This is a genomic window from uncultured Eudoraea sp., assembly GCF_947490415.1.
Classification (GTDB): Bacteria; Bacteroidota; Bacteroidia; order Flavobacteriales; family Flavobacteriaceae; genus Eudoraea.
Genome location: NZ_CANLGX010000002.1, coordinates 546,318 through 569,256, shown reverse-complemented (window position 1 = coordinate 569,256; position 22,939 = coordinate 546,318). Strand labels below are relative to the sequence as shown.

20 protein-coding genes and 1 pseudogene are annotated in these 22,939 nt (G+C 39.4%); 11 read left to right on the top strand and 10 right to left on the bottom strand.

Annotated elements, in window-relative coordinates; all coding sequences use genetic code 11:
• Positions 1 to 10: 10 nt before the first annotated feature.
• The 5 genes from Q0874_RS07460 to Q0874_RS07440 are packed head-to-tail and all read right to left on the bottom strand — an operon-like array spanning position 11 to position 5,418.
• The gene (locus Q0874_RS07460) at positions 11 to 979 is read right to left on the bottom strand and encodes a Gfo/Idh/MocA family oxidoreductase (protein ID WP_299161329.1); all 969 of its coding nucleotides are present in this window, start codon (positions 977 to 979) and stop codon (positions 11 to 13) included.
• Positions 976 to 1,995, bottom strand: coding sequence for an NAD(P)-dependent oxidoreductase (locus Q0874_RS07455; protein ID WP_299161326.1), 1,020 nt, complete (start codon positions 1,993 to 1,995; stop codon positions 976 to 978). The genes Q0874_RS07460 and Q0874_RS07455 overlap by 4 nt, the downstream gene beginning before the upstream one ends.
• Before the next feature lie 46 nt (positions 1,996 to 2,041).
• On the bottom strand, positions 2,042 to 3,154 hold the full coding sequence (locus Q0874_RS07450; RefSeq protein WP_299161324.1) for an alcohol dehydrogenase catalytic domain-containing protein: 1,113 nt from the start codon (positions 3,152 to 3,154) through the stop codon (positions 2,042 to 2,044).
• Positions 3,155 to 3,185: 31 nt separating this feature from the next.
• Positions 3,186 to 4,340, bottom strand: coding sequence for a Gfo/Idh/MocA family oxidoreductase (locus Q0874_RS07445; RefSeq protein ID WP_299161322.1), 1,155 nt, complete (start codon positions 4,338 to 4,340; stop codon positions 3,186 to 3,188).
• 28 nt (positions 4,341 to 4,368) lie between these two features.
• A complete protein-coding gene (locus Q0874_RS07440; RefSeq protein ID WP_299161320.1) occupies positions 4,369 to 5,418 on the bottom strand; it encodes a TIM barrel protein in 1,050 nt (349 codons plus the stop codon).
• Positions 5,419 to 5,669: 251 nt separating this feature from the next.
• Here Q0874_RS07440 and Q0874_RS07435 point away from each other — a divergent pair, with 251 nt between their 5' ends.
• The 4 genes from Q0874_RS07435 (at position 5,670) to Q0874_RS07420 (ending at position 10,438) form a co-directional block, all read left to right on the top strand.
• Positions 5,670 to 6,908, top strand: coding sequence for a sugar MFS transporter (locus Q0874_RS07435; RefSeq protein ID WP_299161317.1), 1,239 nt, complete (start codon positions 5,670 to 5,672; stop codon positions 6,906 to 6,908).
• Positions 6,909 to 7,001: 93 nt separating this feature from the next.
• Positions 7,002 to 7,841 carry a sugar phosphate isomerase/epimerase gene (locus tag Q0874_RS07430; RefSeq protein ID WP_299161315.1) on the top strand — a complete coding sequence of 280 codons (840 nt, stop codon included), beginning with the start codon at positions 7,002 to 7,004 and terminating at the stop codon, positions 7,839 to 7,841.
• Between the two features lie 27 nt (positions 7,842 to 7,868).
• Positions 7,869 to 8,981 carry a ThuA domain-containing protein gene (locus Q0874_RS07425; protein WP_299161313.1) on the top strand — a complete coding sequence of 371 codons (1,113 nt, stop codon included), beginning with the start codon at positions 7,869 to 7,871 and terminating at the stop codon, positions 8,979 to 8,981.
• A 44-nt stretch (positions 8,982 to 9,025) separates the two neighbouring features.
• On the top strand, positions 9,026 to 10,438 hold the full coding sequence (locus tag Q0874_RS07420) for an ADP-ribosylglycohydrolase family protein (RefSeq protein WP_299161311.1): 1,413 nt from the start codon (positions 9,026 to 9,028) through the stop codon (positions 10,436 to 10,438).
• 188 nt (positions 10,439 to 10,626) lie between these two features.
• Here the strand turns inward: Q0874_RS07420 and Q0874_RS07415 are convergent, their stop codons facing one another.
• The 5 genes from Q0874_RS07415 to Q0874_RS07395 form a co-directional block, all read right to left on the bottom strand.
• Positions 10,627 to 11,340 carry a DUF4382 domain-containing protein gene (locus Q0874_RS07415; protein WP_299161308.1) on the bottom strand — a complete coding sequence of 238 codons (714 nt, stop codon included), beginning with the start codon at positions 11,338 to 11,340 and terminating at the stop codon, positions 10,627 to 10,629.
• A gap of 190 nt (positions 11,341 to 11,530) precedes the next feature.
• The gene (locus Q0874_RS07410; RefSeq protein ID WP_299161306.1) at positions 11,531 to 11,749 is read right to left on the bottom strand and encodes a DUF2892 domain-containing protein; all 219 of its coding nucleotides are present in this window, start codon (positions 11,747 to 11,749) and stop codon (positions 11,531 to 11,533) included.
• 146 nt (positions 11,750 to 11,895) lie between these two features.
• Positions 11,896 to 12,516 (bottom strand): Crp/Fnr family transcriptional regulator, encoded by a 621-nt coding sequence (locus tag Q0874_RS07405; protein WP_299161304.1) that lies wholly within the window; start codon positions 12,514 to 12,516, stop codon positions 11,896 to 11,898.
• Between the two features lie 138 nt (positions 12,517 to 12,654).
• Entirely contained in the window at positions 12,655 to 13,545 is an 891-nt protein-coding gene (locus Q0874_RS07400) for a hypothetical protein (protein ID WP_299161301.1), read from the bottom strand.
• 16 nt (positions 13,546 to 13,561) lie between these two features.
• Positions 13,562 to 15,358: a hypothetical protein gene (locus tag Q0874_RS07395; protein ID WP_299161298.1), complete on the bottom strand. Its 1,797-nt coding sequence runs from the start codon at positions 15,356 to 15,358 to the stop codon at positions 13,562 to 13,564.
• A gap of 110 nt (positions 15,359 to 15,468) precedes the next feature.
• Here Q0874_RS07395 and Q0874_RS07390 point away from each other — a divergent pair, with 110 nt between their 5' ends.
• The 7 genes and pseudogenes from Q0874_RS07390 (at position 15,469) to Q0874_RS07360 (ending at position 22,938) form a co-directional block, all read left to right on the top strand.
• Positions 15,469 to 15,993 carry an RNA polymerase sigma factor gene (locus Q0874_RS07390; RefSeq protein WP_299161295.1) on the top strand — a complete coding sequence of 175 codons (525 nt, stop codon included), beginning with the start codon at positions 15,469 to 15,471 and terminating at the stop codon, positions 15,991 to 15,993.
• Positions 15,994 to 16,041: 48 nt separating this feature from the next.
• On the top strand, positions 16,042 to 16,953 hold the full coding sequence (locus Q0874_RS07385; RefSeq protein ID WP_299161292.1) for a FecR family protein: 912 nt from the start codon (positions 16,042 to 16,044) through the stop codon (positions 16,951 to 16,953).
• Positions 16,954 to 16,981: 28 nt separating this feature from the next.
• Positions 16,982 to 19,456 carry a carboxypeptidase-like regulatory domain-containing protein gene (locus Q0874_RS07380; protein ID WP_299161289.1) on the top strand — a complete coding sequence of 825 codons (2,475 nt, stop codon included), beginning with the start codon at positions 16,982 to 16,984 and terminating at the stop codon, positions 19,454 to 19,456.
• A gap of 150 nt (positions 19,457 to 19,606) precedes the next feature.
• A pseudogene (locus Q0874_RS07375) lies at positions 19,607 to 19,882 on the top strand (C-GCAxxG-C-C family (seleno)protein); the annotation flags it as partial.
• Positions 19,883 to 20,081: 199 nt separating this feature from the next.
• On the top strand, positions 20,082 to 20,789 hold the full coding sequence (locus tag Q0874_RS07370) for a Crp/Fnr family transcriptional regulator (protein WP_299161287.1): 708 nt from the start codon (positions 20,082 to 20,084) through the stop codon (positions 20,787 to 20,789).
• A 341-nt stretch (positions 20,790 to 21,130) separates the two neighbouring features.
• Positions 21,131 to 21,523, top strand: coding sequence for a PepSY-like domain-containing protein (locus Q0874_RS07365; RefSeq protein ID WP_299161284.1), 393 nt, complete (start codon positions 21,131 to 21,133; stop codon positions 21,521 to 21,523).
• A 101-nt stretch (positions 21,524 to 21,624) separates the two neighbouring features.
• Complete coding sequence (locus tag Q0874_RS07360) at positions 21,625 to 22,938, top strand: aspartate aminotransferase family protein (RefSeq protein WP_299161282.1); 1,314 nt, start codon at positions 21,625 to 21,627, stop codon at positions 22,936 to 22,938.
• The last annotated feature ends 1 nt before the right edge of the window (position 22,939 follow it).

Below are 22,939 nucleotides of genomic sequence, written 5' to 3'. Positions count from 1 at the left end.
TGTTCTTTTATTAATACTTTACATGAATCCCTTCTTTTTCAGAGCGCTCACAAGCTTCTATAATTCGCTGACAACTAATGGCATCTTCCAATGTTGAAAGAGGTTCCTCTCCGAATCGCAATACCTTATTTATAAAATGTGTAGCTGTATTTTTAATGGATTCAGGATAGCTGTAATACGTCTGAGAATGCGCCCCTTTTCGTTCATTAATAACCCAATCGCGATAGCTGTATCTGGTGCTTCCTTTTGTTCCAATTACCTTGATTATGCATGTCCAAGGATCCCCGGCATGGTCGTCATTTGCAAAACTTGCCGATAAATGGCTTAGTGTGCCATTCTCCATTTGAATATTCGCCATGGCCACATTTTCCTGCGGGGCAATTGTGCTGTCTACGGTATGCTTCATACAAGATATGGTTTTGGGTTTTCCTGCCAGATATAACATGGTATAACAATGATGTGTTAATATCTGCCTGATTACCCCCGGATAACGTGCCCTGATATCATCTGAATGGTGAATATTATACATCATATAAAATTGGGTGATATCTCCAAGGCTGCCATTCTCAATCATGGATTTGGTTCTTAAGATCCCCGATTCATATATGTAATTATGTACCGGCATACATTTTACCCCAGCCTCCAGTACAGCTTTTTGCATTTTTTCCAACTCCGCTATACTTGATGCGGCCGGTTTTTCAACCAATACATGTTTCCCTGCCATGGCTGCCTTTACGGTATATTCACAATGCGTTTCCATGTTGGTAAGGATAAAAACCGCATCTATTTTAGGGTCATTGAGCAATTCATCAACACTTTCATAGGCCATGCATCCGTATTGTGCAGCCTTCATTTTGCCTTTTTTCGAAGTTCTGTTCCATAGTCCGGCTAACTCCGCCCCCTGAAGGCCGTTTATGGCCTCAGCATGCAGATCGGCAATATCTCCTGCTCCAATTAATCCAATTCTTATTGTGTTCATGTGCTTTCTACTGAATATTTCAAAACTCCTTTACGCGCCATCTTCTGGAATTCCTCAAGAGAAATCCGAACCCCTTTGGCAATTGAGGTCAAAGGCAAATTATTAAATGTCTTTTCAATTTTCTCATGACTCAAATCGGAAACAAACAAATTAGGCGTTGCTCCATCAGCCACGGAAAGTTCGGCATACTGCCCTATTCCCATATTATTTGCCTGTTCCGTAACAATGTCTAAAAACTCTTCAACCTCAATAGTTTTTCCTTTTATATTGAATGCCCCGAAACCGTCAAAATCCTGTAAGGTACTTTCTGAAAAATGGGCTCCAACATCTTCTACAAAATGGTAATTTTCCCTTCCGTCATAAGGCATTTTAAAAGGCACTAATTCCCCCGTAACTGATCCCATGGCAATAGCCTTTAATGCATTTGTAGGTGCCGAAGTTTTTCCTTTATCCCGTCCTTTACCATAGGTTGTATTAATTCTCAGGCATACGGTGGGCACCTGTGTATTGTCATAAAACAAACGAGCCAGATGTTCCCCGGCCAGTTTCCAGATCCCGTAATGATTTGGCGGTGCCAATGGTGCTTCTTCATTAATAGTGGCTTCCGGATACTTGGCTCTCATCCCGTAAACGGCAGCGGAACTTGCAAATACAAATTTTTTGAGGTTAGGCAACTTTTCTGCGGCGTCAAAAAGGGCCATGGTGCCTCCTGTATTTATTTCCATTCCACGAATATGAGCTTTGGAACAGTCCGGGCTCTGATAAGCACCCAAATGTATAATATGTGTTGGGTTAACCTTAGTTAGTATTTCAGATATTGCTTTGTAATCGGCTACATCCAGGGTAACAAACTCCAAACGGGCATCGAGTTCATCACCCAGCCATAATTTCAAAGTCTCCAGATTGCCAGTTCGGGCTGCAACCACAATTTTCCCAACTTCCTCCGATTGTAACAGTTTATAAATAGTTACGGAACCAATGCAACCTGTACCCCCGGTTATGAAAATTGTATGCATATATTATTTTCCAATTTGTTGAACTAATACTTTATTACTGTTTAAATCAATTCATTTTTATTACCGCTTTCACATTATTCGCCAGGATGGAATCTTCAAAAGCTTGACTGATATCATTAAACTCATAGCGGTTAATATAATGTTCTGAAGGAAATATCCCCGTTACCATCAGCTTTTGTGCCACCATATAATCGTCGCGGCATGACCCCATGGAGCCGCGCATATTCAATGAGGTACGAGTGAGATGTGTAGCATTTATTTCCACATCTCTGGGGTATGTCGCAATTACACAGATATCACCTTCCGGCCTGACCACAGAAATCGCTTCTGTAAGTACTTGTGGTACCCCTGAGCACTCAATGAGTAAATCTACTTTCCCATTAGCTCCAAAAGGAATACCATTATTATCTGTTAGTCCCTTGGTTAATTGAGCATTTAATGAATTCTCCGGAGAAACAACTATAGTAATAAATCCCCTTTCAGCGGCCTTCTTTAAACGCATATTCACATCATGTTCTATCCCCGTAACTGCAACCCTGGCACCTGCGGCCCTGGCCAACTCGGCAGACATTAATCCTATTATTCCGCAGCCGGTAACCACTACATCCTGTCCGGGTTTGATATTACACTTATTGTGCAACGCATTGACTATAACAGATAATGGTTCAACCAAGGCACCTTGTTCCGGCGTCAAACCTTTCATTAAGGGTACCACCCGATCTGATTCCAAAACCACCTGTTGTCCAAAGCCTCCATTTCTATGAAATCCGATGATTTGTTTTGACGGACATAAATTCCATTTAGCCACACTGCACGCCGGACAATCCTCATCCTGGCAACCCAACATTGCCAATGGTGTAAATACATCTCCTACCATGAGATCGCCATGATCCCCCGGGCCCAACTCTAATACCTCCGCACTAAATTCATGTCCAATAATCCTGGGGCGTTCCACCCAATCAAAGTTTGGTTTACCCAGACTGGCACTATTATCAGAACCACAAATACCGGTATATAATGTCCTGGCACGGATTTCCCCTTCTTTCAATTCTGGCATTTCCATGGCTACAACAGAGGTATTACTTGTTACCTTAACCCCTGAGTCAGGTAAAATTTTTTCTCTTCCATGAAGGCAAAAACCTTTAATTGATTCACTCATTATTTTAGCTTATTTGAGTTTTACTGATTGATTACCAGGAGACACCCGTATCTTTCCAGCTTCTGGATTTGGCGGATTCAAGGACGGCTTCACATACCTTTTGTGTTTCCTGCGCTTCCCTGAAAGTTGGCGAACAGGGCGTCCCCGTTTCAATACTTTTAAAGAAGTCAGCTACCTGGTGTACAAAGCTATGTTCATAGCCTATAGACAAACCGGGTACCCACCATTTATCCATATAAGGCTGATCTCCATCCGTAACATGGATAGAACGCCAACCACGTTCTATTGATTCATCCCGGTGATCAAAGTACTCCAGACGGTTCAGATCATGAAGATTCCATTTTATAGAAGCATGTTCCCCATTAATCTCGAAGGTGTAAAGCGCTTTATGGCCCCTGGCGTAACGGGTAGATTCAAAAAGGCCGAGGGAACCATTATCAAAATGACAATGAAAAATACATGCATCGTCAATATCCACTTTTTGAACCTCTCCTGAAGCGGTATGTACCCTTTCCTTTATAAAAGTTTCAGTTACCGCGGATACATCTTTTATTCCCCCATTAAGCCACATAGCCGTATCTATACAATGAGCCAAAAGGTCACCAGTTACTCCGGAGCCCGCAGCATCATTGTCTAATCGCCATAAGCCTTCTCCTCCTTGGGGTAGTTCCGGACTGATGGTCCAATCCTGCAAGAAATTAGCCCGATAATGAAATATTTTGCCCAGCTTACCTGCATCAATAAGTTGCTTGGCCAGGGTTACAGCCGGAATCCGACGGTAATTATACCAAACTGTACTGTTGACCCCTGCTTTTTCAACTGCGTCCACCATGGGTTGTGCCTCTGCTACTGTTCTCGCCAGCGGCTTTTCACATAGCACCATCTTTCCTGCCTCTGCAGCGGCTATAGCTATTTGGGCATGCATATTGTTTGGCGTGCAGATATCCACAGCATCAATATCATCCCTTGCAATTAAAGTTTTCCAATCTGTTTCGAAAGATTCGTAACCCCATTGTTCAGCAAATGCTTTTACGCGCTCCTTGTTGCGGGCACAGACCGCTTTGAGAACAGGACGATATTCTAATTCAGGAAAGAAATCCCCCATTCTTTTATAGGCATTGGAATGGGTTCTTCCCATAAATCCGTAACCGATTAATCCAATTCTTATTTGTTTCTTAGTTCCCATTTGTAGTAATGTAGTATTAGATTAGCAATTAAACTGATTCATACCAGCCATGCTGTTCGCGAACCTTAATCATAGCACCCAAAACATCATTCCATGTTTTAGGCTGTATCATCACATCATTAGGAAACATGCAACCATCCCAACATATATGTCTAATTTTTTTAGTTAGACTTCCATCTTCATTTCTAAGCCAGTGTCCTGCATCAACAGGAATATTTAATTTCCCATTTGGATCAGAAGCCTGACAGTGCCTTCCGGTTTTATCATGAGAGCCTGCACCAAAAACAGTACCATCATTTTGGGCAACATGAAAATCTATGGTCCAGGGTCTGAGGGCAGCCGTAAGTGTTTTAAGCCCTTGAGTTAAAGTATCTCTGTCTTCCCATTTAAAGTCCTTGGGCAATATTCTTTCGTCGGGCTTATTATACCCTAAAAGATACAATAGGGTATGCGCCATATCTGCCTGAAATCCAATATTAGGCCTGTTAACGGCCTCCAGCGTATTTAACATAGATTTCCAGCCATGCATTCCACCCCAGCAAATCTCACCTTCTGCGGCAAGAGATTCCCCATAGTCTGCTGCCACATCACAGGCCTCACGAAATGTCTCTGCAATTAGCTTGGTATTGCCCACAGGATCTGTAGCCCAGGTCTCGGGATCAACAGATGAATCTATTCTAATAATACCATTAGGTCTAACTCCAATCTCTCTTAGTTTTTGGCCAATGACACATGACTTTCGCACTTGAGTCACGAATTGAGCCCTTTCGTCTTTAGTGCCCATTGCTGAACCTCCACCTGTGGGAGTCCAGACGGGCGCAACCAAACTCCCTATTTGCAGATTTTTGGCCCTGGCTTTATCGGCCATTACTTTAATTTCATCATCAGATGCGTCAATATTCATATGAGGATCAAAGAGAAAAAGGTCAAATCCGTCAAATTTAATTCCATCTACCTCTGCATTCGCAGTAAGGTCTATCATTGTATCGATAGAGATAGGGGGTTCAGAATCCGGGCCTTTGCCTACTACTCCTGGCCAGGATGCGTTATGTAATTTTGGATAGTTGTTTTGTTGCATACTTCTGCTTATTTGTGCTGTGTGTAATTTCCGCATTCTTAACTGCGGTCGACCGTATTTTGTTCTAAATTAGCTAAAAATCAATTATCAATAAAATTTATCAGTTAGACAAAAATTTAAGGTATTTTTCAAATATGAGATAAGACAATTGAAAATTAATTATGATTTTAGCAAAAAAGACATTAAACTTATATTTTCAAAATAACTCTTTTTCACTGATATGAGTTTGTAAATCAACCAAAACTAAACAAATGGAAAACACAACAAACGCCCCCAAAATTAATTCTCAACGACTTTTTTACGGTAGTTGTTTTGCCTTAATCACTACCGCTTTATCTTTTAGTATACGGGCCGGTATTCTTCCTCAGCTGGGAGAAGAACTAAGTCTATCTGCAGAACAATTAGGTTTTATTAATTCGATGTGGTTCTTAGGATTTCCTATATCTATGGTCATAGGTGGATTGATATATCACACAGTTGGTGGTAAAAGAATTATGCAATTCGCTTTTTTCGCTCATGCCGTTGGTATTATAATGACCATTTATTCGGGCAGTTATGTAGGGTTACTGATTTCAACTTTGCTCATAGGCCTGGGCAACGGCTGTACAGAGGCCGCATGTAACCCGATGATTGCCGATGCCTATCAGGGCAACAGGATGAGCAAAATGTTGAACAGATTCCATATGTGGTTTCCAGGAGGAATAGTTATTGGAAGTCTGGTTTCTAAATTTATGACAGATGCCGGGTTTGGATGGGAATCTCAAATTTGGGTTATTTTGGTGCCCACTTTGATATATGCTTATATGTTTTTTGGACAACCCTGGCCCAAAGCAAAAATTGAGGAGGCGGCTTCAATTGGAAGCAACTTTAAATCGATGTTCTCTCCATTATTTATATTTATGATGGTTTGTATGGCTTTAACGGCAATAACTGAATTTGGTCCGCAACAATGGGTTGGGCTTATCTTGTCCAAAAGTGGTGCACAGCCTATGCTAATTTTAGCACTGGTAACAGGTTTAATGGCCGTAGCAAGATATTTTGGAGGCGTTGTGGTGAAAAAATTTGACCAGACCGGTGTATTGCTGGGGTCATCAATTTTGGCAACTATCGGCATCTATCTTTTTAGCACACAAACCGGTGGAATGGCTTATGTAGCAGCCGTAATATTTGCCCTGGGAATCGCTTATTTCTGGCCGAATATGATAGGTTTTACTGCGGATAAAATTCCGAAAAGTGGAGCACTGGGAATGTCTGTTATTGGCGCTGTTGGCATGTTTTCAACTTCCATATTTCAACCTATTATAGGTAAATGGATTGATTCTGATAAAGCCGAAGCAGCTGCCATGGGGCTTACAGGAGATGAACTGGAATTGGTGGCCGGACAGGAAACCCTTGGAACTATGGTCTTATTCCCCGGCATCTTAATTGTACTGTTTATTATTCTCTGGTTCTGGATTAAAAATCGTAAGGCGGAACCTGTGGCAGCCTAGTCTTTAATAATTTGTTGATACAATATAAATAGAACTGCTGTCATATAGCTTGACAGCGGTTTTCTTTCTATTTCACACTTATAAAATTTTGAAATGAAAATTGGAATGAATATGTTGCTCTGGACCAATCATGTTACGGAGCAACACTATGGCATTGTAGATACCTTAAAACAAACCGGATACGACGGGATTGAATTATTTTTGGGTGAAGGTAATGAACAACACTATTCCAGGCTTGGCAGGTATTTCTCCGATATAGCAATGGGAATTACTTGCGTTGCCTCTCTGGCACCGGAAGAAAATATTGCCAGTCCTGATAAAAATACCCGCCTGGCTGGCTTAGAGAAGCTAAAATGGTCTATTGATATGGGAGCAGCTCTAAATGCAGAGGTAATTTGTGGCCCATTCCATTCCAGCTTTGCGTATTTCACACGTCAGCCCCCTAAGGAGGAAGAAAGGCAATGGAGTATTGAGATGCTGCAAAAAGCGGCTGAACTTGCCAGTGAGGCCAATATTATTCTTGCACCTGAGGCATTAAACAGGTTTGAATGTTACCTCTACAACACGATGACCGATTTAAAGACTTTAGCCGAGCAAGTAAATCATCCGAGTCTTGGTGCCATGTACGATACACACCACGGAAACATTGAAGAGAAAAGTCAGGCCGAAGCAATTAAGACCATAGCTCCCTATTTAAAGCATGTACATATTAGTGAGAATGACCGGGGCACCCCCGGAAGCGGACAAGTGAACTGGGATGAAGTGTTCAGTACCTTAAAGGAAATCGATTATAAGGGCTGGCTTACTATTGAGGCTTTTAGTACAATTATTCCTGAATTTGCCAATGCAATTAATGTCTGGCGCGATTATTCACCAATGGAGGAAGTGTACACCCGGGGATATGCTTTTATAAAAAAAGGCATGGAAATCTGATAATTAGCCCGCAATTAAACCTTACTCATGAAAAAAGCATTAGTCCTATTTATTGGTTGTCTCTTGATAACGGCTTGCGGGCAAAAAACAGATAAAAAAACTTCAGAAGAGTCAGAACCAGGTCCTAAAGAATGGCTCACATTTAACGCCGAAGCCAACAAGGCAAAGCATGTCGTTTTAATTTCGGGAGATGAGGAATACCGATCTGAGGAGGCTTTACCACAGCTGGCCAAAATTTTATCGGCCAAACACGGTTTTAAGTGCACAGTGTTATTTGCGCAGGATCCTTCCAAACCAGGAATTATAAATTCAAATTATGTCAAAAACATTCCCGGGCTGGATGCCTTGAATACAGCAGATTTGATGGTGATCTTCACCAGATTTAGGGCACTACCGGACGAACAAATGCAACTCATAGATAATTATTTGAAAAGTGGCAGGCCGGTCATTGGTATCCGAACAGCTACCCACGCCTTTAATTTTGATTCGGAATCCAAGTCTAATTTCAAACATTACAGCAACGGGTATGCCGGTGATAAAAAAGAATGGGCAGACGGTTTTGGGCGCCTGGTTTTAGGTGAGAAATGGATTTCTCATCACGGACACCACAAGCATCAAAGTACCAGGGGAATTGTAGCTGAAACTGGCAAAAACCACCCTATCACTCACGGGATTAAAGATGGTGATATCTGGGGGCCCACAGATGTTTATGGAGTTAGGTTGCCGCTTCCGGGCGATTCACAACCCATTATTCTCGGAGAAGTCATAGAACGTGAAGGAGCCTTTAATGAAGAAGATCTTTTTTATGGAATGAGGCCCACGGATAGTAAAGCCGCTACAGAGAATGACAAAGGGGTTAAGGTTAATGATATTCTGATGCCCATAGCGTGGACCAAAAGCTATCAAATTCCAGATGGAAAAAAAGGGAAAGTATTTACATCGACTATAGGTTCAGCAAGTGATATGTTGAACGAAGGCACACGAAGGTTATTAGTTAATAGCGTATTCTGGAGTTTGAATATGCCTGTTCCTGAAAAGGCAGATGTAGAACTTGTTGGGGATTTTAACCCCACAGCCTATGAATTCAGAGATGATAGATACTGGCTTGAAAAACAGTTAAAAGTTGAAGATTTTGATTAAAATTTATCTACTTAGATTTGTTAACAGATGAAAAACAGTTTAAAATGAAGAACGCACTTAAAACTCTATGTTTAACGGGAACTACCCTTGTATTTGTTTTAATGGTTTTGTCCTGTAAGGATGCCCATAAGGAAGAGGTAAAACAGGTTAAAAATGCCTTGACCGATCCTGGACTTGAATATAGTGCCTATGCTCCAGAAGTAACGGACATGGTTATTTCTCGTGCAGACTATTCAAACAAACTATATGGCTTTTGGTTGGGTCAGTGCATTGCCAATTGGACCGGTTTGGTAACCGAAATGGATAAAATTGGAAATATTGGTGAAATAAAAACAGGACCCTTCTACACCAGGGAAGATTGGGGAAAGCCAGACCAGCCAAGTATTTGGGGTGAGGGTCTGCCAAGTGAATTATCAGATAACATAGACTTTGTCTTTAGAGATGAAGATGAGATTTGGGGTGCAGATGATGATACAGATATTGAATATATGTATCAGCATTTGTTGTATACGAATAAGACCAGCATGTTAAGCGGAAAGCAAATTAAGGAAGGATGGCTGAAGCATATAAAACATGAAGAGGAAAACTTCTTATGGGTCTCGAATCAAAAAGCACTTGATATGATGCTCAATGGTGCGGTACCCCCTGAAACAAGTGACCCACAAATTACTAAAGACAGTATCTATGACAATTACCATGAGATGATTGATGCCCAGCTGACTACTGAGATATTTGGCCTTTTTGCGCCTGCCCGGCCCGATATTGCTCTAAAAATGGCAAATTTACCCATACAAACAACTGCTCGTGAAAACGCTCAATGGATTTCTGAATTCTATGTCATCATGTATTCATTGGCCTCAGAGGTTGATAAAAGCCTGAGCCAAAAAGAACAAATAGCGTGGATGGCCGTGCAAGCCAGAGAGCACCTTCCCAATGATTCATATGCCGCGAAAATGTACGACTTTGTAAAAGGCAAATACGATGCAAACATCCCATGGGAGAAAGCCCGTGATGATTTATATGAGCGCTATCAGGTAAACCAGGAAGATGGGTATACCATAACCTCAAAAAATATTTTCTGTAATGGTTGTTTCGCTGCAGGCATTAATTTTGGGGCAAGCATAGTGAGTCTTTTTTACGGAGAAGGGGACATTAAAGAGACAATTAAGATTGGAGCACTGGCCGGATGGGATTCTGATAACCCCACCGCCACCTGGGGTGGGCTTTTGGGCTTTATGCTTGGGAAAGAAGGTGTAGAGGAGGCTTTCGGACGTAAATTTTCTGATAAATTCAATATCCATAGAACCCGGGTTAACTTTCCAAATGATGGTTTAGATACTTTTGATGAAATGGCTAAAAAAGGCATTTATATCATTGATAGGGTAGTTCAGGAAGAAATGGGTGGAGGCGTGGATCTGGAAAAGGATGTATGGTACATACCTCACAACGGAGAATAAACCAATAATCAACTCTTAGGTTTCCAAATTTGCCATCATAATTTGAATAATAATGGACTTTATTCAAATTGATATTTGCTAATGCAAAAAGACTTCTTTTTCGATTATCAGAAAATAATATGGTTTATAAAATAAAAACATCCTTGAGATAATTCTCAAGGATGTTTTTTGAATGCAAAAATTTGCCGTTACTCATTGATTAAATCAGCAGTTTCTTTGATATTGTCCTTTAGGTCATCGGCAATATCCCGATTGCCATCTTCATCATTTGGAAAAATTTCAATAATACCATTTTTATTACCGTCTAAGGCCTGGTTTAAATCTATTTGTTTTAACGAACTTAAGAATTGTGACATATCAAACTCTACAGCGAAGTTTATCACCGTTCCTGCAACTTTAACACCAGTGCTTCTGCCTACATCCAGGTTTTCACTGGTATCATGCCAGAAGACAAATGGCTGACCGTCTATTGTTCCTTCTATATAAATTGATTTGTCGAATAATTTATCAGTTGCTGGCAAATCTTCATCCTTGTGAAATTTGAAACGAAGTTCTTTATACATGCCATCCGGGACCACTACATCACCAATAGTTTGCGACAATGCATTACCATCACTCAACAAATCTATTTGGTAAGGGCCCCTAAATTGAATTTCGTCAGTATCTAGATTACTATTAGGGTCGTCATCGTTCTTGAAAACTACATCACGGATTGAAATGCGGAAATCGGTAAAAACTACATTTTCGTTGTTTTTACCTGTAAAAAAGTTAGACTTCGCATTAGTAACACTGGCATTCAAGGCATTTAGGCTAAGACGAATTCTGCTATCGTCATTGTCATCCTTAGAACAACCTGTACTAAACAAGGCCGAAGCAATTAAAATAATTAATGAATTTTTCATTACAATAAAATTTGGTTAATAAGTAAGATTTAAAACGCTTTTCTTTTGGGATTCATATATATAACAACCGAATCCAAAAAATTCCTGAAAAAAAATTAAAAATCGTCCGATCGGTTATTGAGTTAGATAGGGTCCGACTAAAAAAAAGAGCGATAAATCGCTCTCTTTAAACAAAATAAGAGGTATACAGCTACTTTTGCTCTGCCTCTTTTACGGCACAAGTACTTATTCCAAAAGGTGCGTACAGCGGACAGAAGCTCACAAAACTGGTCAGCACAAAAACACCTGCCAATACCAGTAGAACAATTCCTAATGTACCCCCTATTATTTCTGTAAAATAAAGCACTGCAATAATTGCAGCTACAATAAAACGAATGATTCTATCCGCAGAGCCCATATTTTTTTTCATGATAATATATGTTAGTTAGACAAATTTTATACGAGCCAGACTATCGCTTGTATATAATACAAACCAAGAACAGCTTTATAATTTTCTTGCACGTAATTCTTATACACAAAATTAAGTAAGAGAATCATGGTATGCAGTGACTTTAGTCACAGGTTGAATACCTGAATGGTATTGCCCTGTTGTCTGACCATACCTTCGCCCTCCAATTTTTTCAAAACCCTACTAACCACCTCCCGAACAGTTCCTAGCTCATTTGCCAACTGCTGATGGGATATTTGAACCGGATTTTCTCCTTTAAGAGCAATTTTATCCTTAAGATGACGATGCAAACGTTTATCTATTTTGTCGAACAATACATAGTGTATGGTATCCAAAAGTTCTGCGTATCTGCCTTTGTACTGTTGAAAAAAGAAGTCATTTAAGCGGGGGTTCTCCCTGGTTAGGGTATCCAATTTAGATACTGGAATAAGTATTGCTTCTGTATCTTCCTCGGTAACAGCAAATACCTGACTAGGTTCGTTATTGATACTGGCAGAAAAAGACATGATGCAACTTTGGCTGGGCTGTATATAGTACAGCAAAAGCTCCCGGTCTTCATATCTGGTGTAGACTTTGATCAGCCCTTTTTGAACAAGTGGTATGACCTTTACAAATTGTCCCACCCGCAGTATCTCAGTATCCTTTTCAATGCTTATCAACTCTCCAGCTTCAGCTATTTTTTTCAAAACCGAGTTGTATGACGACGAATTTAAGTTGTCAGTATCCATAGGGAAATCTTGATAAATAAAGATTATTTAGGATAAATATACTAAAACCGCCCCTGAACAGAAGTCAGGGACGGTTAAGAAAACCTTCTTTATCATAGCGGGGCAATAGAAGGTATGGTAGGTATCTAAGTTCGGGGTCTACTGCTTTTCAAAGGTCAATAAGTCTGTTCCGCCATTACCTCCACTCTCATGGATTAACTCAATTTTATTTCCTGAATAGGAGACAATGTTCCAATCTTCTGAAAGTTCATTGAAGTCTGCCGGGGAGGCGAAGAATATGTTAAAATCAATCTCACCTGTAGATGTACCACCATTAAAATTGCCCAGGGTACACTGATTTCTGAAACGAAGCCTGTCTTCTCCATTAATTCTCAAATCTACATCAGTTTCTCCGTTGTAGAGCTCAATTTCATGTAAGGTCCATGTATCTTCAAGATCAGGTAAATCCGTTATCGTAATTATAACCTCAATACTGTTGCCACTACCCGAAGCCTCCCAGTTACCGGTATAATCTTCTGAACCAGTGGCTACGGTTACCATCCCGTCTGCCGAGAAGTTAAACTTGTAACTTGTGAAGTTATCTTCTAGTGAATTGTCGTTTCTTTCCAATTTGTCTACAAACCAATCATCACAGGCCGTCAGCACATCTGTAAGTTGATCTACTGTACAACTATTGCAATCATCATCCGAGCTACTTTCGCCGGAATCGTCATCCATATCGTCATTAGAATCATCATCTATAGTAACAGACCAGGTACCCGTTATGGTAGTGTTGCCATTATCGGCCACGAGGCTTCCATCGCTGTTAAAATTAAAGCCATACCCATTAAAGTTTGTTGTTTCATTCTTATCGGAATCCACAAAGTTGGTAATTACCCATGGACCGGTCATTGCGGTATTTGTAATTTCTTCAACGTCTGCCTGTAATTGGGCCAGATTGGCAATTTCATCATTATCATTGTCGCTGGAACAGGCCACTATGAGTAATAAGGCAATAAAAATTCCGGAATTTAAAATATTCTTTTTCATAGTATTTGTATTTGGATTATTGTTTTGTAAAGATTAATGTATCTGTAGTGCCATTACCACCACTAACATCACGTAGTTCTATCTGCGTGTCAGACACTGCTATGACATCCCAGTCATCATTGAACTCATCAAGTGGGATGGTAACGCCGAAATCCAACACCAATTTATTGTCTCCGTTTTGTGCAGACCAAGTACCATTTGTTATACTTCCGTTGGTTGCAGTAACACTGCCATCGGCATCAAAAACAATTGTAAAACCTTCATAATCATTGGTTTGATCGTTGCCGTCCTCCAGGTAGGATGAGACCGTCCAGCTTCCGTCAACCAGCACGGAGCTTAAATCTGATCCACCGTTGCCATTGCTCGCCGGATTTCTCTCAAAGGTCAGGAAGTCTGTGGTACCATCTCCCCCACTAATATCTTTTAGCCGAATGATTTCATTTGTTACTTCCAGTACATCCCAGTCTTCCTCCAACACGTCAAAAGGCGGGGTAAGTCCAAAATTCAAGTTCAATTCCAAAAGGGTTTCATCACCTGCAGAAGTAGACCATGTACCGTTCGTGGTCATTCCTACCCCGTTAGCCGTCGCCGTACCATCTGTGGCAAAATTGAAAACCAGAGAGCTAAAAGATGCTGTTTCATCAACATCGTCAAAATAATTGGTTATGTACCAGTCTCCTGTGGTCAACTCTTGGACAAGGGCACTATCATCAATGCCGGTATTATCATTGCCGCCATTGTTATTACAAGTAGTTCTAAAGCGTAAACGGTCATCACCCATTCTAAGGTCCACATCACTTTCACTGGCATTCTGATCAATTTCATGAAGGTTCCATGTGGCATTGAAGTCGGATAGATTCGGTATGTTGATTATAACGGAAATATTGTTACCTGAACCATCCGTTTCCCAGGTCCCTGAAAACATATCGGTATCAGATTCGGCGGTTAATGTACCATCATTCGCAAAATTAAATTGATAGGCCAAGTATAAATCTTCAAGGTCCTGATCATTACGCTCCAATTTATCAACGCCCCAGTCCGAACAAGCTACCAGTACATCAGATAGCTGGTCTGTGGTACAATTGTCGCAATCATCATCATTATAATCATTATCATCATCCTCATCACAATCATCTCTGGCATCCTCTAAAATAGTTTCAAGCATTTGAAGGTTGGAAGCCTGCGCCTCTGTGCCATCAAATAGAATTATGGCTATTGGAAAGTTTATATTAACAATATCATTTTCATCCAAATCATCAATAAACTCATAAAGTTCCTGGTCATTGGAAAATGTAATGGTGTCAATAACCTCATTATTAGAATTGAATAAAGATGCTGTAACCGGGTACTTTATATCGGCACATTCAATGTCATCATCATACTCATTTTCACCATTACAATCATCAGTAAAAACTTCAAGACTATCCATACCTGTTATTACTACTTCGGTAAAGTCGTTCAAGACAATGGTTATTGGGAAGATTATATCAAGAACATCATCGTCATCATCAAATTCGTCAAAAATGTCCTCAATGGTCTGAAAATCATTGGGGTCATCCACCACGATTTCCAACCCGTCAATTTGTACCGTCACAGGTAGTTCAATGCTGATACAACTTGCGTTGTCAATGATATTGTCATCAGATCCATCATTTGAAGTAGTATTCTGCAACAGGTTTGCAACGTTGGAGTTGGCTTTAAGGGTTTCTTCCTGCGGTCCTTCAATTAAAACAGATTCTTCTTCCCGGCACGAGGTAAGCAACAAGGATAATCCTAAAATAAGCAGGCTTAGATTAATAAAAGGGGATTTCATATCAAAATATTTTCCGGTGTTTATATATAGAACAACTCTAACTATAAAATTCCTGAAAAATTTTAAAGAAAATTATTTTCATAGATTTGAGGCTGATTAACCATTGCAACTTGAAGAAAGATCTACATAAGGATATTTGCGAAGATTCTGTTTTTGAACTACTGTACAGCAAATTGGCCAGCGACCTCCATAATTACCTTTATTATAAGTATGGTGAAAAGCTTAATCCTAACGATAAGGTGCAGGAGGCATTCATTAAACTATGGGAAAACTGCAAAAAAGTAACGGTTAATAAGGCCAAATCCTTTTTATATACCGTGGCCAATAATTTAATGCTGAATGAAATCAAACACCAAAAGGTAGTCTTAAAATACCAGGCTGTGAGCCCAAAGGACCATACCAACGAATCTCCTGAATTTCTTATGGAGAAAGAAGAATACTTTAAAAAATATCAAAAGGTACTTTCAAACTTGACAGATGAACAGAGAACAGCCTTTTTGTTAAACAAAGCAGAGGGCAAAAAGCACGATGAAATAGCTAAAATGTTAGGGGTTACAAGAAAGGTGGTGGAATATAGAATTTACACCGCATTTAATGTACTAAAAAATGAATTGGATGGATTTAAACTAAAATAATCAGGAAAAATCCAAACTAAGTTGTTATATAATTAAACAGGTGTGCTTATGGACAAGGATTACTTGATAAGAAAATGGCTGGCTGATGAGTTAAGTCCTGAGGAAGCTAAGGCTTTTGAAGCCCTGGAAGATGCCCCTTTTTATAAAGATGTGATCGATAGCGCTTCTTCCTTTAAGGCTTCCCAATTCTCTGCAGTCACAGATTACAAAAAACTAAATGTACGGCTTAAAGGTTCTGATTCAGAAGTCAAAAAAATAATCTGGATAAGACCATTGATGCGTATAGCAAGTGTTTTTGTCTTAGGATTTGCACTATATTATTTCTTTTTCAATGAAAACTTAACCAAAATACATACACAGGTAGGTGAAAAAGTGTCTGTTATTCTACCTGATAATTCTTCGGTTAAAGTAAACGCCTTATCTGAAATTGCATATAATGCAAAAAAATGGAACCAAAAAAGGGAGATTAAACTAAAAGGGGAAGCCTTTTTTGATGTGGCTAAAGGAGCGAAGTTTGATGTTGTTACCCCTAAGGGCACCGTCAGCGTTCTTGGTACCGAATTCAATGTCCTGCAAAGAGGAAGTTTTTTTGAGGTGAGATGTTTTGAAGGTAGGGTAAAAGTAAACGCAGAAGGCCATGAGGAGATATTGGAGCAAGGAGGTAGTTTTCGAATTCTAGAAGGAATTGTGACTATTGGAAAAAATATGTATAATGTTCCCCAGTGGACCAAGAATATCAGCGATTTTCAAAGAGTTGCGGTATCAGAGGTCTTTGCCGAACTCGAACGACAATATGGCGTAAGCATTATATATGAAAATGTAAATATTGAGCAGCTTTTCACCGGAGGTTTTGTGCATGATAGTTTGGACAATGCCCTGAGATCCATTACCGAACCTCTGGATTTGGAGTATACAATTTTAGCAACCAACAAAGTCAGGGTGAAACCACGTGAGAAATAAGCTCATTTTATTTTTTTACCTAATTACTTTGCTTTACAACGCATCTATTTTTGGGCAACAAACGGATGTGTACAAGCCACTCATTTCCATATTGACAGAGCTGCAGGAACGACATAAGGTGCAGTTCAACTATGCTTCAGAACTAATTGAAGATATACAGCTCAGACAGCCCAAAACGAATCTGGAATTGAAAGAAGTCGTCGATTATTTAAATGCACAGACAATGTTGGATTTTGTTTTTGTTTCAGAATCCGTAATTTCTATAAAGTCCAGACCCATCAAACTTTGCGGGTACATACGTGATAAGGATACACAAGAGCCCTTGCCATACACCACGGTGCAAAGTAATGGTCGGGGTACGGTTACCAATGATCTGGGTTATTTTGAACTGCCCTTAACAAAGATTTCAGATGTTGTCCTCATCAGACATATTGGGCACAAGACCATTCGGCGGGAGTTACGTTTTTTCAATACACAGGAATGCGTTAATATACACCTGGTGTCTGAGCAGGAACAATTACCTGAAATTGTGTTGACCGATTATCTTATAAGGGGAATAGACAAGTTGGATAATGGTTCCTTTCGATTGAATTTTGACCAGTTTACAATATTACCGGGGCTTGTTGAAGACGATGTACTAAGGTCTATACAAGCACTTCCAGGCATTCAAAGTGTTGATGAAACCGTATCGAACATCAATATTCGTGGCGGAAGTAATGACCAGAACCTGATTTTATGGGATGATATTAAAATGTATCAGTCCGGACATTTTTTCGGTCTCATTTCCATGTATAACCCTAATATCACCCAGAAGGTTACTTTACAAAAAAATGGTAGTTCTGCCGCCTATACCGATGGGGTTTCAGGTACTATAGCCATGAGTACGGACAAGAATATCAATCCGGATACGAACGGAAGTATCAGCATCAATCTTATAGATGCCAACGGTTATATTGACTTGCCATTGGGTGAAAATGCTTCGGTTCAAGTGGCAGCAAGAAAGTCCATAAGCGATTTCTTTGAGACTCCCACCTACTCTGAATATTTTGATCGTATAACCCAGGACACTGAGATTTCTGCGAATGTGGATACCATTACCAATTCGGATATTAAATTCGATTTCTATGATACCTCGCTTAGATTACTGTTTAGACCTACGGACAAAGATTTTTTGCGATTCAACTTTATATATACGGCCAACGAGGTTGTTTTTAATGAAAGTGCCCTGGTCAATGCTAATGAGGAGATTCGCGAAAGTAGTCTTGACCAAAACAGTATTGCCGGAAGCTTTTATTATCTCAGGAAATGGAACCCAAATATGACCACCGAGTTCTCCATTTATGAAACAGATTATAAACTAAGGGCTATTAATTCTAATGTCTTACAAGAGCAGCGTTTTTTGCAGGAAAATGTAGTTTCCGAAACCGGAGTGCGTGCTCTGGTAAAGAATAAAATATATCAAAATTTCGAATGGCGCAACGGATATCATTTTGTGGAGACTAAAATCACGAATTTGGATGATGTAGACGATCCAATCTTTCGTAGATTGGAAAGTGAGGTATTGAGGACACACGGAATATTTACAGAAATTGATTGGTCAACACCCAATAGTAGTACATCTGTTAACGCTGGCTTACGTTTCAATTATCTGGATAAATTCCAAAAACAGCTATGGGAGCCACGACTGAGTCTTAACCAAAAGTTTCTCCAATGGTTCAATCTTGAGGTGCTAGGCGAGTTCAAGCATCAAAATACATCACAGGTCATTAACTTTCAAAGTGACTTTTTAGGGCTGGAAAAACGGCGTTGGCAGCTTTCAAATGATGCTGACGTTCCTATAATCCAAAGTAAACAAGGTTCATTGGGTTTGAGTTATGAAAGATTAAACTGGCTGGTCCATGCCGTTGGTTTTGTTAAAGAGGTTAATGGTATTACTACCCAAAGTCAGGGTTTCCTGGATCAATATGAGTTTGTAAGAACTTCAGGACAATACGATGCTTACGGGGTGGACTTCTTGCTCAGAAAACAAATCCGGGACTGGAACATTTGGTTGAGTTACGGCTATTTGAATAGCAAATACCGTTTTGAAGAATTACCTGAACCTGAATTTCGTAGTAATTTTGACATTACGCATGCTATTTCATCAGGCGTTACTTTTTCTACCAATAAATTACAAGTAGCTGCAGGGGTCAATTGGCGTACCGGAAGACCCTTTACTCCACTCACAACGGGCGATGAAATTGTTGATGGAAATATTAATTATGCTGCAGTAAATTCCGATCAATTGAACGATTATTTGCGATTGGATGTCTCAACAATTTATACAACCCGGCTAAGCAACAAAACTGATTTGCAGGCCGGGATATCCATATGGAACCTGTTAAACAGGGAAAATATTATCAATACTTTTTTCAGATTGGACAATTTAGGTAACGCACAACAAGTAATTCAAACCTCACTGGGCATTACACCCAATGCTACCATAAAGTTTCTTTTCAATTGATGCTTTTAGATTGAATACAAAGTTTATGACCAAGTCTCTAAAATCCAGTAAAAAGATTTTATTAAAAGGGGTTTAGTAATTAGAACTGCGAAGGTCTTAGCCCCTATCGGTATTATTTTTTAAGGAACTTTTGTAAGTACTAAATCAGTTTTTGCAGGTGTTACGGGATTAAGCGGAGCTGCTTGTGGTGCGTTGAGTGCCGCCATATGGATGAAATCGCTCGCCTGGCACCGGGAAGAATCCAAAAAATCGTCGTTGAAAAATCCAAGTATAAAAAAAACATTAGTAACATTTTATGAGACTACCGGATCTAAAATACGATGTGATGATATTACAGGAATGAATTTCAATACGCTCGATGATCACACCAATTTTATTAGAAATGGTGGTTGTGACTCGCTTTTGAAGGTACTCGCTAAGTCTTAGTAGGATAATCAAAAATCTATAATGTCCTCAGTCCAAATGATATTGTCTTAATACATTAATTGTTAGTTGTTTATAACTCTTCTAATGAATGGTTAAACGAATTCTGAATTTCCCATGTATTTAATTGCTTAAATGTCGCAGATTTATAGGTTGATCTCAAGTATTATAAAATTTTAGTAACTTTAATTTTATTCAATTCATGAAATCAGAGAATAATCATTTTCTTAAATATTTACAGACACTTACCTCATCGCCTTTTTTTAAGGATTCCAGTACTGACTCTATTAAAGAACTATTACATTCAATGTCGGAGGAACATTGGAGGGCGAAAAGTTTTAAAAGCAGTACAGATGTAGTATCCACCTTCCACTTCATCGTATCCGGCAGGTTAAAAGTCTATAAGTCTAATCCGGATACAGGCAGGGAACATACGGTTTTTGTGCTGTCTAAGGGTGATGTTTTTGATGTTTTATCTTTGTTGGACACTAAGCCTCATGATGTTTATTGGGAAGCTTTGGATTCATTAGTGGTCTTAAAAATCCCTATGGAACAAATGCGTCATTGGATTAATAAATATCCGGTAATGCACAAAGCCATTTTATATTATCTGGGGGACCGTATGCGACAACTCATGGATGTTGCCACTGATGTTACCCTTCACAGCACTTTGGTACGCCTTTCTGCATTGCTCCTTAAAAATATAAATGGAGAAACCCGAAAATTAGAATTAATCAATAATTTACCAAATGATGAGATTGCCGGACTCATTGGCACAACTCGGGCAGTTGTGAGCAGGCATATCCAGGAATTAAAACGTTGTGGAGCAATTTCGGTAAGTCGCAAACAAATTAATGTTAAGAATCTGGAACTGCTATTATCAATTGCTGAAGAAAAATATATTCCTTAATTAACTTTTTTGGAGAACCACGTCATCTGTCATTCTAAAGTTATTAATTACCAGGTATCACAAATTTCACCCAAGTGCTACTTAGGTAGCTGTATTGGCTTATGAAATCAAATAACTTTATACTTTTAATTATGGGGTAAGATTATTGTGAGCAAAGTATAAGTAATTCTTCATTTGTAACTAGATAAAACTTTTACTGAATAAAAATGGTTTCAAAAAAATCTATTTAAACTATTTCCAATATTTGCTCTCTTTCTTAGAAAAAAAACATGGTTGGATAATATACAACCTGCGCTATGACTTTTTATAAAAAATTTAATTACCTGTTAAACTTAGCATTATTGAACGTTTTCAAAAGCAATCATGTAATACCCGGTAAAACCGTATGCCTTGCATTCAAATCCAAATATCCCAAAGCTTCATTTATACAATGGAAACAGATTGATGTTTTTAGATGGCAAGTAACCTTTCACTTCAAAAAAGAAGAACACTTCGCATTATTCAGTAGTGAGGGCAAATGGCTTGAAACAATTACTCCGGTATCATTAGACATTACTCCAAAACAAGTGCAACAAAATTTTACAGGAAACTATAACAATGATGGACTTCAGCAAATTTACCATGTAGAAACCCCTAAGCAAAATCTTTACGAAATAAGCTGGAATAGTGGTATTTATGTTCTGAAACTCTTATACAACTCATCAGGAAAAATAATGAGTAAAATGATTTCATAAATCTACTCCCGTAGCTCAAAAAAATTGTCCAAGAAAAATATAGAAATTAATATAAAAATTATTTTATTTAAGCTTATCTTATAAAAAAGAAAATACTTAGTATGATCAAAGAATTAACAAAATCACAGGAACTTTTCGAAAGAAGGAAAAATGCAGTAGCCAATGGCGTGGGGGTGTTCAATACCGCCACTGTCAAAGAAGCCAAAGGTGCAATTATTATTGATGTTGATGGGCGGGAACTTATAGATTTTGCTGGAGGCATTGGTGTTGTGAATGCTGGCCACTGTCCGGAACCTGTTGTGCAGGCCATACGCGAACAAGCAGGCAAATATTTACATACCAGTTTTAATGTTGTGACCTATGAGCCTTATATAGCATTATGTGAGGAATTGGCAGAGATATTGCCCCATGGTAAAAATACCAAGGCAATGCTCGTCAGTACGGGAGCAGAAGCTGTGGAGAATGCCATTAAAATTGCAAGACAGGCCACCAAAAGACCTGCAATTCTATGCTATACCGGAGCCTATCACGGCCGAACTATGATGGCCATGACGCTAACAAGTAAAGTAAGTTATAAGTATGATTGCGGCCCTTTTGCCCCTGAAGTATACAGGCTGCCATTTCCTAACTTTTATCGCTACAGGGGTAACAGGGATGAAGCCACTTTTGTCAAGGATGAACTCAAACGACTTCACGAAAGTGCCCTCAATTTGGTTGATATAGAAAGTGTTGCGGCAATTATTTTAGAGCCTATCCAGGGTGAAGGCGGTTTTAATCCCATACCGCAGGCATATTTAGAGGGGTTAAGAGAATTTTGCGATGAGCATGGCATCTTACTAATTATGGATGAAGTGCAGAGCGGATTCTGCCGTACCGGACATTGGGCAAGTTGGCAGCACTACGGGGTACAGCCAGATATAAGTACCTACGCAAAATCGATGGGATCGGGACTTCCCATTGCAGCAGTTGTCGGGCGGGGAGAAATAATGGACGCAGCGGCCTCAGGCTCTATAGGTGGCACCTATATAGGAAGTCCGGTTTGTTGTGTTGCAGCTTCAGCTACCATTCAATATATGAAAGACATTGATCTTAACGAAAGGGCCAAAGAGGTCGGTGCGACCATCATGGGCCGTTTGAAAAAATTGATGAAGGAATATTCTGAAATAGGCGATGTGAGAGGCATTGGTGCAATGATTGGGATCGAGTTTGTTAAAAATAGTGATCCGAGGCAGCCTAATTCTGAAGTTTGTGGCAAAATTGTAAAAGGTTGTTCGGAAAACGGGTTGATTATACTTAGTGCCGGCACCCATAAAAATATTATTCGCATCCTCTCACCATTAATAATTACCCAGGAAGAATTAGAAAAAGGTTTGTCCATTTTGGAAAATGAAATTAAAAAAGCTATAGACAACTAAC

Excerpts from the sequence above, each read along its gene's own strand:
- Q0874_RS07435 (WP_299161317.1), top strand. The coding sequence starts at position 5,670 with ATGGAAAACACAACAAACGCCCCCAAAATTAATTCTCAACGACTTTTT.
- Q0874_RS07430 (WP_299161315.1), top strand. The coding sequence starts at position 7,002 with ATGAAAATTGGAATGAATATGTTGCTCTGGACCAATCATGTTACGGAG.
- Q0874_RS07440 (WP_299161320.1), bottom strand. The coding sequence starts at position 5,418 with ATGCAACAAAACAACTATCCAAAATTACATAACGCATCCTGGCCAGGA.
- Q0874_RS07425 (WP_299161313.1), top strand. The coding sequence starts at position 7,869 with ATGAAAAAAGCATTAGTCCTATTTATTGGTTGTCTCTTGATAACGGCT.
- Q0874_RS07455 (WP_299161326.1), bottom strand. The coding sequence starts at position 1,995 with ATGCATACAATTTTCATAACCGGGGGTACAGGTTGCATTGGTTCCGTA.
- Q0874_RS07400 (WP_299161301.1), bottom strand. The coding sequence starts at position 13,545 with ATGAAAAAGAATATTTTAAATTCCGGAATTTTTATTGCCTTATTACTC.
- Q0874_RS07395 (WP_299161298.1), bottom strand. The coding sequence starts at position 15,358 with ATGAAATCCCCTTTTATTAATCTAAGCCTGCTTATTTTAGGATTATCC.
- Q0874_RS07420 (WP_299161311.1), top strand. The coding sequence starts at position 9,026 with ATGAAGAACGCACTTAAAACTCTATGTTTAACGGGAACTACCCTTGTA.
- Q0874_RS07460 (WP_299161329.1), bottom strand. The coding sequence starts at position 979 with ATGAACACAATAAGAATTGGATTAATTGGAGCAGGAGATATTGCCGAT.
- Q0874_RS07405 (WP_299161304.1), bottom strand. The coding sequence starts at position 12,516 with ATGGATACTGACAACTTAAATTCGTCGTCATACAACTCGGTTTTGAAA.
- Q0874_RS07370 (WP_299161287.1), top strand. The coding sequence starts at position 20,082 with ATGAAATCAGAGAATAATCATTTTCTTAAATATTTACAGACACTTACC.
- Q0874_RS07385 (WP_299161292.1), top strand. The coding sequence starts at position 16,042 with ATGGACAAGGATTACTTGATAAGAAAATGGCTGGCTGATGAGTTAAGT.
- Q0874_RS07415 (WP_299161308.1), bottom strand. The coding sequence starts at position 11,340 with ATGAAAAATTCATTAATTATTTTAATTGCTTCGGCCTTGTTTAGTACA.
- Q0874_RS07445 (WP_299161322.1), bottom strand. The coding sequence starts at position 4,340 with ATGGGAACTAAGAAACAAATAAGAATTGGATTAATCGGTTACGGATTT.
- Q0874_RS07450 (WP_299161324.1), bottom strand. The coding sequence starts at position 3,154 with ATGAGTGAATCAATTAAAGGTTTTTGCCTTCATGGAAGAGAAAAAATT.
- Q0874_RS07410 (WP_299161306.1), bottom strand. The coding sequence starts at position 11,749 with ATGAAAAAAAATATGGGCTCTGCGGATAGAATCATTCGTTTTATTGTA.
- Q0874_RS07360 (WP_299161282.1), top strand. The coding sequence starts at position 21,625 with ATGATCAAAGAATTAACAAAATCACAGGAACTTTTCGAAAGAAGGAAA.